The organism is Actinoplanes sp. CA-252034 (assembly GCF_050956125.1).
GTDB lineage: Bacteria > Actinomycetota > Actinomycetes > Mycobacteriales > Micromonosporaceae > Actinoplanes.
Genome location: NZ_CP191846.1, coordinates 3088333 through 3101438, shown reverse-complemented (window position 1 = coordinate 3101438; position 13106 = coordinate 3088333). Strand labels below are relative to the sequence as shown.

Genomic DNA, 13106 nt, shown 5'->3' with positions numbered 1-13106 from the left:
GGCGATTGAGCGGCGAGGCCTGGCGCCTCGCCGCTCACCCCGGCCGGACCCGGCCGCCCGACAGAGAGGAACGCTGATGGACTCACGACCCGCCACCGCCCCCGACCAGGTGGCGAGCATGGACACCGACCGGCTGCGCGGACGGTTCCTGGTGGAGGACCTCTTCAACCCGGGAGAGGTACGGCTGACCTACTCCCACGAGGACCGGCTCGTGATCGGTGGCGTGGCAGGGACGGCCGATCTGCCCTGTCCCGACCCGCTGCGATCGGAGTTCTTCCTGGAGCGCCGGGAGCTGGGCGTGGTCAACATCGGCGGCCCCGGCACCGTCACCGTGGACGGGACACGGCACGAGCTGGCCGCCAAGGAGGTGCTCTACGTCGGGCGCGGTGCCCGGCAGGTGAGCTTCGACGGCCGGTTCTACCTGGTCTCGACCCCGGCGCACACCGAACACCCCACGGTCAAGGCGACGCTGGACGACGCGGAGCCGGTGCGGCTCGGCTCGCCCGAGGGCTCCAACGAGCGGACGATCTACAAGTTCATCCACCTCAAGGGCATCCAGAGCTGCCAGCTGGTGCTCGGCGTCACCGTGCTCGAACCGGGCAGCATGTGGAACACCATGCCGTGCCACACCCACGAGCGGCGCACCGAGGTGTACTTCTACTTCGGCCTGCCGGCGACCGACCGGGTGGTGCACCTGATGGGACGCCCGGACGCGACCCGCAACCTGATCGTCGCGCCGGAGCAGGCGGTCATCTCCCCCTACTGGTCGGTGCACTGCGGTTTCGGCACGCGCAGTTACGCCTTCGTGTGGGCGATGGGTGGCGAGAACCAGGCGTACGACGACATGGAGCCCGTGGCGATCGGCGAGCTGCGGTGACCTCGCTTGCCGGGCGGACCGCCCTGGTGACCGGATCGCGCGGCGGCATCGGGCGGGCCGTCGCGGTGGCGCTGGCGCGGGCCGGCGCCGACCTGGTGCTGCACGGCCGCACCGACGACCTCGACGACGTCGAGAAGGAGGTCCGCAGGGCCGGCGCCGGTGTGACGCGCTGGGTGTGCGATCTGGCCGACACCGCCGCGATCCCGGCCGCCGCAGCCGGGCTGCCGGAGGTGGACATCCTGGTCAACAACGCCGGGATCATCAGACGCGCCCCGGCCGCCGAGCACCCGTTCGACGACTGGCGCGCGGTCCTCGGCGTCGACCTGGACGCGGTGTTCCAGCTCAGCCGCGTGCTCGGCGTGCGGATGCTGGCCCGCGGTCACGGGAAGATCATCTCGGTGGCGTCGATGCTCTCCTTCCAGGGCGGCGTGCAGGTGCCCGGCTACACCGCGGCGAAACACGGCGTCGCCGGGCTGACCAGGGCGCTGGCCTGTGAGTGGGCCGCCGGTGGGGTGCAGGTCAACGCGGTCGCCCCGGGATACATCGCCACCGAGAACACCGCGCCGCTGCGCGCCGACCCGGTCCGCGAACCGGAGATCAGGTCGCGGATCCCGGCCGGGCGCTGGGGCCGGCCCGACGACGTGGCCGGCGCGGTCGTCTTCCTCGCCTCCCCCGCCGCCGACTACGTCAACGGGCACGTCCTGGCCGTCGACGGCGGCTGGCTGGCCCGATAGCGCCCAGTAGGCTGAGCCGGTGGTCAGGGAAGGCAGTTCCATCGACAAGACACTGGCGGTGCTCGAGGCGCTGGCCGAGCATCACCGCGTCACCGACATCGCCGCGGCGACCGGTGTCTCCAAGTCGACCGTGCACCGCATCCTGCAGTCCCTGGTCACCTGGGGCTTCGCCCGCCCCGACGGGCTGGGCAGCTACGAGCCCGGGCCGCGGATCCTCACCCTGGCCGGACGGGTCATGCACCGGTTCGACCCGGCCCGGCAGGCGTCCGGCGCGCTGCGTGCCCTGTGCGAGGCCACCGGCTTCACCACCCACTTCGCGATCCGCAGCGTCGACGAGGCGGTCTATGTCGACAAGCAGGAGGGGCGCCGTCCGTACCAGATGCCGTCCCGCGTCGGAATGAGCCTCACCCTGCACACGACCGCCATCGGCAAGGCGATCCTGGCCGAGCTCGGCGACTCCGAGGTGCAGGCGATCAGCCGCCGCACCGGGCTGCCGCAGCGCACGCCCAACACGCTGACCAGTGAGGAGGACCTGCTCACCCACCTGGCCCGGGTGCGGGCGCTCGGCTACGCGATCGACGACGAGGAGAACGAGCCGGGCATCCGCTGTGTGGGCGCCGCCGTCTTCGACCACACCGGGCAGGTCCTCGGCGGCATCTCCGTCTCCACCCTGGCGCTCGACATGGACATGGCCGGCCTGGAGGCGAGTGCCGGCGAGGTGATCGCCGCGGCCCGCCGGGTGTCGGCGGCCCTCGGCGCGACCGAGCCCACCACGGTCACACCGCCGATGCTGCGTAGCGGCTACGACGATCCCACTCCCGGCCTCGCGCACAGGTAACGGCGCGACAGGGTGAGCGCCGCGACGGTCAGGGCGATCCCGATGTAGACCGGGGCCAGGTGCACGGCGTCGGTGTAGCCGATCACCATGTGCACCGCCACGGCGGGCAGGAAACCGGCCGCGGCGGAACCGGCCAGCGTCCACCACACCCAGCGGCTGCCCCGCCGCCAGCCCCACATGCTCAGGGTGGTGATGGCCAGCGCCGCCGAGATCAGCGCGCCGCCGAAACCGGCGCGGTCGTGAGCCACGAACGGCAGCAGGCGCGGGTTCGCCTCGATCAGGTGCCCGGCGTGCGTACGGAGAAAGCCCAGATCCGTGGCGACGAAGACGTCGGTGAAGCCGACCGTCGACACGACCACGCCACCGGTCAGCAGGCCCACCCCGGTCACGATCATCAGGAGCTGGCCGGTGAGGGCCCGGCGGCGCTCCGGCTCGGGCCCGTCCGGGAGCAGTCTCCATCGAGGGGTGCCCGGCGGCCGGGCCACCGCCAGCACGAACATCGGGGCCAGCACGATCGTGACCGCGGCGTGCAGCGGCTCGACGAAACCACCCGTGCCCAGGAAATACAGGATGCTGGGGAAGCCGACCGCGCCGGACACCAGCAGCGATCGGCGGGCCCACGGCCAGTTCTGCCGGAGACCGCCCCAGGCCAGCCCCGTGTACAGGATCCCGATCGCGATCATCGTGCCGGCCATGGTGATCCGGTCGTGCTGCAGGAACGGGACCAGGCGCTCGTTCAGCGCCGCCAGTTGCTCGCGTCGCATGCCCAGGTAGGCGTTGTCGTACCAGAGCAGCACCGGCCCCAGCGTGATCAGGGCGGCGCCGGTGCCGCCACCGATCATCCCCAGCCCGACGAGCAGGCCCCACACCCATGCCGGCCAGCGGCGCGGGTCGGAGCCGGCGTCACGCGGACCGGGCACCGGCCCGGTCGGCGTCTCCGCCTCGATGACCCGCTGGAACCAGCCCGGCCCGGCCGCGACCAGGACCGCCGGGGCGGCCAGGACCACGACGTCCCGGCCGGCCAGGGCACGCCGCGCCACCTCGATGTCCGGGTCGGTGAGCCGAATGATGCCGTCGTCCGCGGTGACGACCCGGTCGACGTACGGCGCGAGCGCGGTGGCCACCTCGGGATCGGCGGTCCGGGCCCACACCGGGCACCGGCGTCCCGTCGCGGCGTCCCGCACGGCCGGGACGTCCGCCATGGTCACCGGGCCGACCTCGATCAACCCGGCGCCCTGTACGGGCAGTGCCCGAACCGCGTCGCGGGCGTGCCGGACCGGGACCGTGGCGCCCAGTCGGCCCGCCAGCTCGGGCGGCGCCACCGGATGGGCGAACGTGGCCGCCACCGCCCGTGCCCCGGCCGGGCCGGACGTCAGGGTGGCCAGCAGGCGCAACGCCGCACGCTCGGATCGGCGGGGGCCCAGCAGACGCGCGGTGATCGGGCGCAGGGGGTGATACGTCCAGTCCGGCACGCGGACATGATCACACGCGGAAGCCGATCACCGATGTCATGCCCCTCAGCACCACCGCGGCCGGCACCAGGCGGACCAGCAGATCACGCGCCGCGGCGGCGGGCGGCCAGGCGATCTGCCCGATCGTGTTGAGCCTGGCCGAGCGGGTGACGATCGCCTGTGTGCGGGGGCGGCGCAGAGCGTCGTAACGGGCGAGCCCGGCCGCCACACCACGGTCCCCGGCCGCCGCCCCGGCGCGGGTTGCGGGCTCGCCGCGCGTTGCGGGCTCGCCGCGGGTGGCAAGCCCGGCTTCGGTCAGGCAGTCGGCCAGCACCACCGCGTCCTCCAGCGCCTGGCATCCGCCCTGGCCGAGGCTGGGGGTCATGGCGTGCGCGGCGTCGCCGAGCAGAACCGTCCGGCCGTGGACGAACGACGGCAGCGGTGGCAGGTCGTAGAGGTCGTGGCGCAGCACCGCCTCCGGCGCGACGGCGTCCAGCAGCGCCGGCACCGGCTCCGGCCAGCTCCGGAAGCGGCGCAGCACCTCGGCGTGCTCGTCACCGGACGATCCGCCCTCGGGCACGGTCGCGGTGCCGAAGCAGTAGACCGTGCCGCCCGGCATCGGCGCGTACCCGAAACGCTCGCCGCGACCCCACACCACCGCGCCCTCGGGCAGCGTCGGCAGCGGCCGGGTCACCATCCGCCAGGCGGTGTGACCGGCATAGCGCGGGCGTACGCCGGGCCAGAACCGGGCACGGACGGTGCTGCGCAGGCCGTCGGCGGCGACCACCAGATCGGCTTCCGGCACGTCGGTCACCTGCTCGCCGGGGCGCAACACGTCCGCCGGGAGGGCGCTGAGCAGCGCCTCCAGCAGCCGGCTCCGGTGCAGGACCACGACCGGGAGGCCGAACCGCCGTTCCAGCTCGTCCGAGGTAACCCGGGTCAGCCAGCGGCCGTGCCGGTCCTTCGCGCCACCGGCGGTCTCCTTCTCGGCCCGGCTCAGCACCTCGCCGAGCAGGCCCAGGCGGTCGAGGGCGTGCAGCGCGTTCGGCCACAGCGAGATGCCGGCGCCGACCTCGGTGAACGCGGGCGCCTGCTCGTACACGGTCACGTGCCAGCCGGTACGCCGCAGTGCCACCGCGGCCGCCAGCCCGCCGATGCCGCCGCCGATGATCGCCGCGCTCCGCTCGCCCATGCGGTGACTGTAAGGCGTGGTGATCGTCCGGGGGCGCGCCTGCTCCTCCAGGGGTACGCCGTACGGCCGGACGTCACGCGCCCTCCGGACGTACCTTATTCACCTCCTAAAGGGATAAACTTCCCATCATGACCATGCCGACCTTCGTGTACGACGGAGACTGCGCCTTCTGCAGCAGTTGCGCCCGGTTCATCGAGCGCCGGATCCCCACTCGCGCCCGGCTGGTCCCGTGGCAGTTCGCCGATCTGGGCGCCCTCGAGCTCACGTCGGAGCAGTGCGAGCAGGCGGTGCAGTGGGTCGGCGACCGCCGCGCGGCCGGGCCGGACGCGTTCGCGCTGCTCCTGAAGGACGCCGGGCGCCTGTGGCGGGTGGCCGGGGCCGCGCTGGGCTGGGCGCCGGTGCGGCTGGCGGCCTGGCCGGTCTACCGCTGGGTGTCCGAGCACCGCCACATGATGCCCGGCGGCACCGCGGCGTGTTCGCTGCCGCAGGCGCGGCGGGCGCCCTCCGGCGAGCACGGCGCCTTCCCTCCCGCGAGCAGCGCGACCGAATGACCGACACGCCGTTATAAGGACGAATCACCAATTCGTCTGGAAGGCGGAGTCCGGCGTGCGGCAACGGTACGGAGAACTCGGCGAGAAGCCGCAGCGTGTGATCAGGGGCGCCGTCGTCGGCCTGTGCGCCGCCGCGGCCCTCACCCACGTGCTGATGCTGTTCCTGCACGTGGCCCCGCCGAACCCGGTCTCCCAGCGCTACCAGGCCCAGATCGGCGCGTGGATCACCCCGTACTTCGAGCAGAACTGGCTGCTCTTCGCCCCCAACCCGGAGGCGCACCGGACGCAGATCTTCGCGCGCAGCGGGTGGACCAACGCGGCCGGCGAGCGGGAGACGAGCGACTGGATCGACATCACCGCCGTCGACAACGCCGCGGTCACCCACAACGCCTTCCCCAGCCGGACGAACCAGAGCATGCTGCACCGCGCCTGGAACGCCTACGCGGCGGCGCACGGCGACGACGAGGTCTCGGTCGACGAGTTCTCCCTGCTGCGCGCCGAGAACCTGCGCAACATCGCCGCGCGGCGGCTCGCCGAGCTCAGCCCGCAGCCCTTCCAGGTGATCCGGCTGAGGGTGGTGCTGGAACCGATCCCGGCGCCGGGCGGGACGCCCCGGACCGACGAAGACGAGCCCTATACCAGGCTCCTGCCCTGGTGGAATGTGACCTCCGATGGCAGTTGACCAGACCCTCCGCCCGCCGCAGGCGCCGGAGACCGAGCCGGTGCGGGCGACGGCCGGGCGGCTCTTCGACGAGGTCTACCGGCGACTGACCGAGCAACCCCTGTCGTTGTACGCCGCCGCGTTCCTGCGTATCGGCAACGCGTTCTTCTTCCTCGTCACCCTGGTACGCGAGTTCCCGAACCGGCACCTGATCTGGGGTCCCCAGGCGCCGTGGACACCCGACCTGGCGCGCCGGATGTTCGACGAGATCGGCTGGTTCAGCGTCTTCACGCTCTCCGACGACCCCGCCTACTTCGAGCTCTGCTACGCCGTGCTCTTCCTGGTCGGCGTGCTCTTCATGCTCGGCTGGCGGACCCGGGTGCTGTCCGTCCTGTTCGCCGTCGCGGTGATCTCGTTCTACTCCCGCAACGTGCTGATGAGCAACGGCGGCGACAACCTGATGGCCCTGATCGCCGTGTACCTGGTGTTCACGGCGTGCGGGCGGCGGTGGTCCCTCGACGCGCGCCGGGCCCGGACGCACGCCCCGGCCCGCGGCTTCCGCGAGTTCACGGTCACGGTCCTGCACAACTGCGCGATGTTCGTGATCATGGCGCAGATGTGCATCCTGTACGGGGCGGCCGGCCTCTACAAGGTGCAGGGCGAGACATGGGGCGACGGGACGGCCCTGCACTACGTACTGAAACAGGATCTGTTCCGGCCGTGGCCCGCCGTCTCCGACTTCCTCGACGGCCACCAGGCGTTCCTCATGATCGCCTGCTATCTGACCGTGCTGGTGCAGGTCGCCTTCCCGTTCAGCGTGTTCAGCAAGCTCAAGTACGTCCTGCTGCCCGTCCTGATCGGCATGCACATCGGCATCGCGGTCCTGATGGCCCTGCCGGTCTTCTCCGCGGTGATGGTCCTCAACGACGCGGTGTTCCTGCCCGACCGCTTCTACCGGTGGGCCGCCGGCCTCGTCCGGCGGAGTCCGGCCCCGTCGTCGTGACGGGGCCGGACCCGCGCCGGGTTCAGTTGCGTGTCTTCGGCAGATCGAACTGGTCGGCGCGACGGCAGTCCTTCTGATTGCCGATCGCGCCCGGACCCAGGCTCTTCAGGGCCGCACGCGCCCGGGACCGGCCCAGGTTCCACGCGTACCAGGGGTCCGGCTGCTCCAGCTCGTCGGCGATCCAGCTCAGGGTGCAGCGGCGCACCGGGTCGGGCAGACGGGTCAGCGCCGGGGTCGCGTCGGCGGACAGCGCCCGCAGATACCAGGCGTCGATCTTGCCGGTCGCCTCGTAGCGCTTCGCGTTACGGCTCGCCACGTAGCCCTCCGGGTCGAGGACCGCCAGGCCCAGCAGCATCAGGACGGCCAGGCCCACGGTGGTCTGCGGGATCCACCGGCCACGCCAGCGGATGCCGGCCAGGGCGATCATCACGAAGACCGTACCCAGCAGCAGCTCCAGCGACATCACGAAGATCCGCTCGCCGGTGAAGCTGTAGACCCGCTGGTACGCCCACATCCGCGACAGCGCCGACGCCACGATCACCACGCTCAGGGCACACAGCAGGCCGAGCAGCACCCGCAGCACGACCCGCTCCACCTTGACCTCACGCCTGGCCCAGCGCGCCAGGGCGGCCAGCACCGCCAGCGACAGCAGCGTGACCGCCACCAGCTGCCAGAAACCGCTCCGGGCGTACTCGGCGTAGCTCAGGCCGGACGTCTTCAGCACGTGCACGGCCCCGCCGAACAGAACCGTGAACTGGACACCCACGAAACCGGCGAACAGCAGCACCAGCGCGAGACACGCGGGCGCCCACTCGACCAGCCCGAACCGGCCCCGGCCCGGAGTGTCCAGGCCGGACGTCACCGGAGGCGCCGACAGGGTGTAGATGCCGGAGACCGCCAGCAGCCCACCGAGAGCGGCCAGGAAGACCCACTCGAAGATCGAGCCGCCCTCGAAGTCCGGCACCAGACCGTCGAGCAACGTGGAGAACGCGACGTCCGCCGAGGAGAGGAGACCACCGAAGACCAGCAGGATCACGATCGTCAGAGCCGTCGAGAAGATCACCCGCCGGGCCATTCCGGGGTTGCGGTTGCTCCCCTGCAGGTGATCGCGCACCCAGGGCAGACCGCGCAGCGCCGCATAGGGTGCCGCGAACAGGCTGAACAGGATCGACCGGACCTGTCTGCCGCCGACGATCGCCAGAGCGGCGCAACCCAGGGCGCCGATCACGCTGAACGTCACCAGCCACCAGGCGTTCCGGAACGCCGGGACCAGCAGCAGCGCCAGCGCCGCGGCCGCCCAGACGATCCGGGTCCACCGGTCCGTGCGGGACATGTCGCCCGCCCGCCGGACCGCGACGACCACACCGGCGGTCAGCGTCAGCGCCGCCAGGAACCAGCCGATGCCGACCCGGCCCAGCGGCAGGAACGCGACGAACCCGGCCGCGCCGGCCAGGACGCCCGCGGGGACGGCGCGACCGCGGGCCGGTTTCGGGCCGGGCCAGTGCTTCTCCCGGAACTGCTTCCAGCGGGAGGGCGGGAGCGGCTCGTATGACCCGAACGGGTGCGGCGCCATCCGGGTGACCGGGATGGGGCGGTCCGCGGGTGGGGGCGTGGCCTCGCCCGACGCGGGCGGGGCGGCGTTCCCGGAGGCACTCTTCGGTGTGGTGGCCGGCTCGGTCGTGGTCGGGTCGGTCGTGGTCGGGTCGGTCGGAGCCGGCTCGGTCGTGGCCGACGGACCGGAGCGGGCGGGGGCGCCCGGGTCGGCCGCTCCCGTGTCGGCCGGGCCAGAGGTCACCTCGCCCGAAGCCCGCGGTTCGTCCTTCGGTCCGACGTCGGCGGCCTTCGCCGGGGCCGCCGGGGCGGGCTTGACGGTGGGTGACGGCGCGGCCGGCGAGGTGGCCGGGGGCGCCTTCATCGCGACGGCCGGCGCTGCCGTGGCCGCGTCACCGTCCGGCGGCGACGCCACCGGCACCATGGGTACGAACAGCGCGTACCCCCGCGTGCCGGAAGGGATCTGCACCGGGATCGCCCATGCGGGCACGCCGTCCGCCCCCGGCCAGACGATCGACGGGATCGCGTCGGTCGACGGCATGACCAGAAGCTGCGGCGGCTCCGCGGCCGGCACGGCTTCCGACGGTTTTCGTTGCTCCGGTGGCTCGGACACGGGACCCCCTCGTTCGATCGGTGCGCACACTGTAGGGCGCGCACGCCAATACGTCTACGTTGGGACGATCCCGTTTCGCCGCGACCGCGGACGGCCCCCTCGGTGAGCGCCACCGAACCGCTATCAACCCTGTCGATGCGTTCGGGCGCTACGATCCGTGCCGTGCAGGTCGATGTGGACGAGTTGCGGGTCGCGGCGCGGGCGTTGCGGGACGACACCGCGGAGGGCCTCCGGAGAGCCGCCGACCGGGTGCGGGTGCCGGAACGCCAGTTCGGTGTCGAGGCCGCTTTCGACCGCTACACCACCGCAGCCCCCTATCGCGCCCTCGCCGCCGCGCTGGAGCATGAGCTCCGGGTGCTCGAACGGGCCGCCCGCGAGCTGGCCGACGCGCTGGAGCAGACCGCGGGCGACTACCAGCGGGCCGACGACCGGGCGGCACACCGGCTGAGCGGTGACCGGGGGTGACCGACGACGACCTGCGGAGACTGCGGCACGAGCAGGGCAACATCCGGGCGGCGTACGGCCCGTGGGGCGCCGATGATCTCTCCGCCGGCTGCCGGGCGGGGGCGCGGGTGGACGGCTTCGGCGGCGACCCGGGCACCCTCGAGGACATCGCCCGCAACCTCGACGAGGTGCGCCGAATCGCCGCGCGGGCCGCGGAGACCATCGCTGACCTGCGAGAACGCGGGGTCGCCGTGGGATGGGCCGGTGACACCCAGGTGGAGGCGGCCGAGGCGGTCGAGGCGCTGCACTCCGGTGTCCACGGGCTGCTGGACACGCTCGGCTCGATTCCGGCGCGCGTCGACGCGTACGCCGTGATCGTCGAACGCCGGCGGGCCGCCGACCTGGCCGCTGTCGACCACCTGCACGACGTCGCGGCGCACGCCGCGCGAATGACCACGTTGGGTCACCTTCCGAACCCGTCCACCTACGACGCCGAGCGGATGTCGGCGCTGCACCAGCGGGCCGTCCGGGCGATCGACGATCGGGTGGCCGGGCACCGCGAGGTCGCCGAGGCCGGCCGCGACCTCGCCTCGCACCTGCGCGATCAGGCCGCGCAGGCGCGTGGGCGGCGGATGGACGGCCCGTCACTGAGCGCGCTCGACGCCGTCGTGCTCGCCGAGGCCGGCAGCGACTGGCAGTCGCCGGACCTCGGCATCCTGTCCCCGGCGCAGGCCGAGCGGGCGGCCGCGGCCCTGCACGGGCTCGGCGACGCCGACCGGCGCGCCATGATCGGGCTGCTGCGCTCGGCGGTCTCGCCCGAGCAGCGCGCCTACCTGATGAAGGCGCTGGCCGCGGGCTATCCGGTCGACGAGGTGGCCGGCTTCGGCAGCCTGATCGCGGCGCACGGCGACGACGGTCCGTGGCTGGCCGCGAGGCTCGGGCCGTTCGCGCTGGACTCCGGCCCGGTCCCGGCCACCGGCCCGGAGTGGTCGCAGGAGCAGCTCCCGACGTGTGTGGCCGCGTCGACGGTGGCCGCACGCGCCGCCGTCGACCCGGTCTACGCGCTGCGGCTCACCACCGGTGGCCGGCCGGACGATCCGGCACACGACAACCCGGCCGCCTTCCGGGAGCGGTGGCGGGCCGAGCAATCGCAGGTGTACGACGACGGGCGCGACCTGTTCCAGAAGATCCGCGGCAGTGACGGGATGACGTCCGGGCAGTCCACGACGATCGCGAACGAGCAGATCGGCGCGCGTACCGGGACGAGCTACCACAACGTCGAGGTGCAGAGCGTGGACGGGCGATCCGGCCTGCTGCCGCGGATCGAGGCGGCGGTCGACGACGGCTACCCGGTGCCGGTCACCACGCGGGAGGACGGTCGCGCCCATCAGATGATGATTATCGGTCACCAGGGGGATGTGCTGCAGATCTACAACCCGTGGGGTTACACCTACTGGATCTCCTCGGACGCCTTCGCCGACGGCGACATCAGCCACGGCGACCCCGGCCTGCCGGGCATGCCGATATCGGTGCGCCTCCCGGAGCGGACGGGCTGATGCGGATCCGCACCGACGAGGAGGCCGCACATGACGACGTGGCCGTGCTGCTGGCCGCGGGCCGGTTCGCCGACGCACTGGTGCCGGCCGCGCTGCAGGCCGAACGGCTCGGCGTGCGGCCGCGCTCGCTGACCTTCCTGGCCGGGATCGTGCGGCGGGGCGGCACCGCCTTCGCGGCGGGCCTGCCGGAGCCGCTCCCCGATCAAAATCAGACTCTGCGGGTACGGCCATGGCTCCTCGCCGCAGCCGAAGCGCCCGTCGCCGATGACCCGCCTTCGCCTTCCGCGCCCGGCCCCACTCTCCCCTCGGTGGCCGGCCCACCTTCGCCTTCCGCGCCGCCTTCTCTCCCGGATGCCGATCTGCGGCTCGCCCGGTGGCTGGACGGCGTGGCCGTGTTGATCGAGGGCCGTCGCGCCGCCGCCGCTTTCAGCTGATCGTCGCTGGAGCGGCGGGGCGACGCGACGCGGAGGGGCGGAACGGCGCGGGGGCGGGCTGAGGGACCGCGGAGGGGAGGTCCGCGGTCACACGCCGAGCCGGGTGGTGACCCAGTCGTGGAAGGCGCCGATGTGGTGTTCGGAGGGGACGAGGACACCGCCGCGGGCGTAGGCGCGGGAGCTCATCGCCGGCTGGCAGCGTTCGCAGGCGTCGAAGTCCTGGACGTTGACGCGGTGGAACAGCTCGACCGAGCGGGACACGTCACGGCCTGAGGAGACCACCTCGTTGGAGTAGAGCCAGTCGCATTCGACGATGGTGCGGTCGGCGGCGACCGGGTACATACGGTGCAGGATGATGTGGTCGGGGACCAGGTTGACGAAGACCTGCGGCTTGATGGTGATGGCGTAGTAGCGCCGGTCCTGGTCGTCGGTCACTCCGGGGAGCTTGCCGAAACCCTCCGAGCCGTCGACGGTGAAACCCTCGATGCCGCTGCCGAACTCGGCGCCGTGACCCACGTAGTACTGGGCGGCGTAGCCGTCGGCGAACTCGGGCAGCACCTCCACCAGCTCGGGGTGGATGGTGGCGCAGTGGTAGCACTCCATGAAGTTCTCGACGATCAGCTTCCAGTTGGCCTTCACGTCGTAGGTGATGCGCCGGCCCACCTGGAGGGTGTCGATCTCGTACGCGTCGATCGCCGACAGCGCCCCGAGCCGTTCGGTGACGGCGCCCGTCACGTCGTCCTCGAACGACGGCGGCTCGTCGGCGAGGCACACCCACACATACCCGATCCACTCCCGCAGGTGCACGTTGACCAGCCCGTACTCGACACGGTCGATGTCCGGCATCTTCGTCAGGTTGGGGGCGGCGACGAGTTTGCCGTCGAGGCCGTACGTCCACGCGTGGTAGGGGCACTGGAAGGCCCGTTTCACCTCGCCGCTCTCCTCGGTGCACAGTCTCGCGCCCCGGTGCCGGCAGATGTTGAGGAACGCGCGCAGCGAGCCGTCGCGTCCGCGGACGATGAGGACGCTCTCCCGGCCGATCTCCACCGACTTGAAGCTGCCGGGTCGGGGCAGGTCGGCGGCGCGGGCCGCGCAGAACCACATCTGCTCGAAGATCCGCGACTGTTCGAGGGCGAAGATCGTGGGGTCGGTGTAGTAGTGGCCGGGGAGGGTGGGGATGAGACTGGCGGTCACGGGACAC

At 72.5% G+C, this 13106-nt stretch carries 13 protein-coding genes; 9 read left to right on the top strand and 4 right to left on the bottom strand.

The annotated features are described in order from the left end of the window. The first annotated feature begins 76 nt into the window (after window positions 1–76). The 3 genes from kduI to ACQPZW_RS13885 are packed head-to-tail and all read left to right on the top strand — an operon-like array spanning window position 77 to window position 2449. Entirely contained in the window at window positions 77–877 is an 801-nt protein-coding gene (gene kduI / locus ACQPZW_RS13895; protein ID WP_433795274.1) for a 5-dehydro-4-deoxy-D-glucuronate isomerase, read from the top strand. Then, the gene (locus tag ACQPZW_RS13890; RefSeq protein ID WP_433795273.1) at window positions 874–1611 is read left to right on the top strand and encodes an SDR family oxidoreductase; all 738 of its coding nucleotides are present in this window, start codon (window positions 874–876) and stop codon (window positions 1609–1611) included. The genes kduI and ACQPZW_RS13890 overlap by 4 nt, the downstream gene beginning before the upstream one ends. Before the next feature lie 19 nt (window positions 1612–1630). Further along, entirely contained in the window at window positions 1631–2449 is an 819-nt protein-coding gene (locus tag ACQPZW_RS13885) for an IclR family transcriptional regulator (protein ID WP_433795272.1), read from the top strand. Here the strand turns inward: ACQPZW_RS13885 and ACQPZW_RS13880 are convergent. Continuing rightward, window positions 2413–3921 (bottom strand): hypothetical protein, encoded by a 1509-nt coding sequence (locus ACQPZW_RS13880; protein ID WP_433795271.1) that lies wholly within the window; start codon window positions 3919–3921, stop codon window positions 2413–2415. The two genes, ACQPZW_RS13885 and ACQPZW_RS13880, sit on opposite strands and share 37 nt — an antisense overlap. A gap of 10 nt (window positions 3922–3931) precedes the next feature. Next, window positions 3932–5092, bottom strand: coding sequence for an FAD-dependent monooxygenase (locus ACQPZW_RS13875; RefSeq protein WP_433795270.1), 1161 nt, complete (start codon window positions 5090–5092; stop codon window positions 3932–3934). 128 nt (window positions 5093–5220) lie between these two features. Between ACQPZW_RS13875 and ACQPZW_RS13870 the strand changes: the two genes are divergently transcribed. The 3 genes from ACQPZW_RS13870 to ACQPZW_RS13860 are packed head-to-tail and all read left to right on the top strand — an operon-like array spanning window position 5221 to window position 7307. Further along, window positions 5221–5643 (top strand): thiol-disulfide oxidoreductase DCC family protein, encoded by a 423-nt coding sequence (locus ACQPZW_RS13870; protein WP_433795269.1) that lies wholly within the window; start codon window positions 5221–5223, stop codon window positions 5641–5643. Between the two features lie 55 nt (window positions 5644–5698). Then, a complete protein-coding gene (locus ACQPZW_RS13865; RefSeq protein WP_433795268.1) occupies window positions 5699–6325 on the top strand; it encodes a DUF5819 family protein in 627 nt (208 codons plus the stop codon). Continuing rightward, window positions 6315–7307: an HTTM domain-containing protein gene (locus ACQPZW_RS13860; RefSeq protein ID WP_433795267.1), complete on the top strand. Its 993-nt coding sequence runs from the start codon at window positions 6315–6317 to the stop codon at window positions 7305–7307. The genes ACQPZW_RS13865 and ACQPZW_RS13860 overlap by 11 nt, the downstream gene beginning before the upstream one ends. A gap of 22 nt (window positions 7308–7329) precedes the next feature. Here ACQPZW_RS13860 and ACQPZW_RS13855 read toward each other — a convergent pair whose 3' ends face one another. Continuing rightward, window positions 7330–9399 carry a DUF4153 domain-containing protein gene (locus ACQPZW_RS13855; protein WP_433795266.1) on the bottom strand — a complete coding sequence of 690 codons (2070 nt, stop codon included), beginning with the start codon at window positions 9397–9399 and terminating at the stop codon, window positions 7330–7332. Window positions 9400–9633: 234 nt separating this feature from the next. Between ACQPZW_RS13855 and ACQPZW_RS13850 the strand changes: the two genes are divergently transcribed. The 3 genes from ACQPZW_RS13850 to ACQPZW_RS13840 are packed head-to-tail and all read left to right on the top strand — an operon-like array spanning window position 9634 to window position 11905. Beyond that, window positions 9634–9936, top strand: a complete 303-nt coding sequence (locus ACQPZW_RS13850; protein ID WP_433795265.1) for a type VII secretion target — start codon at window positions 9634–9636, stop codon at window positions 9934–9936. Beyond that, a complete protein-coding gene (locus ACQPZW_RS13845; protein WP_433795264.1) occupies window positions 9933–11471 on the top strand; it encodes a hypothetical protein in 1539 nt (512 codons plus the stop codon). Before ACQPZW_RS13850 ends, ACQPZW_RS13845 begins: the two co-directional genes overlap by 4 nt. Next, the gene (locus ACQPZW_RS13840; protein WP_433795263.1) at window positions 11471–11905 is read left to right on the top strand and encodes a hypothetical protein; all 435 of its coding nucleotides are present in this window, start codon (window positions 11471–11473) and stop codon (window positions 11903–11905) included. The genes ACQPZW_RS13845 and ACQPZW_RS13840 overlap by 1 nt, the downstream gene beginning before the upstream one ends. Before the next feature lie 87 nt (window positions 11906–11992). Here ACQPZW_RS13840 and ACQPZW_RS13835 read toward each other — a convergent pair whose 3' ends face one another. Further along, window positions 11993–13099, bottom strand: coding sequence for an aromatic ring-hydroxylating oxygenase subunit alpha (locus tag ACQPZW_RS13835; RefSeq protein ID WP_433795262.1), 1107 nt, complete (start codon window positions 13097–13099; stop codon window positions 11993–11995). Between the last annotated feature and the right edge of the window lie 7 nt (window positions 13100–13106).

Excerpts from the sequence above, each read along its gene's own strand:
- ACQPZW_RS13875 (WP_433795270.1), bottom strand. The coding sequence starts at position 5,092 with ATGGGCGAGCGGAGCGCGGCGATCATCGGCGGCGGCATCGGCGGGCTG.
- ACQPZW_RS13840 (WP_433795263.1), top strand. The coding sequence starts at position 11,471 with ATGCGGATCCGCACCGACGAGGAGGCCGCACATGACGACGTGGCCGTG.
- kduI (WP_433795274.1), top strand. The coding sequence starts at position 77 with ATGGACTCACGACCCGCCACCGCCCCCGACCAGGTGGCGAGCATGGAC.
- ACQPZW_RS13860 (WP_433795267.1), top strand. The coding sequence starts at position 6,315 with ATGGCAGTTGACCAGACCCTCCGCCCGCCGCAGGCGCCGGAGACCGAG.
- ACQPZW_RS13855 (WP_433795266.1), bottom strand. The coding sequence starts at position 9,399 with ATGCCGTCGACCGACGCGATCCCGTCGATCGTCTGGCCGGGGGCGGAC.
- ACQPZW_RS13870 (WP_433795269.1), top strand. The coding sequence starts at position 5,221 with ATGACCATGCCGACCTTCGTGTACGACGGAGACTGCGCCTTCTGCAGC.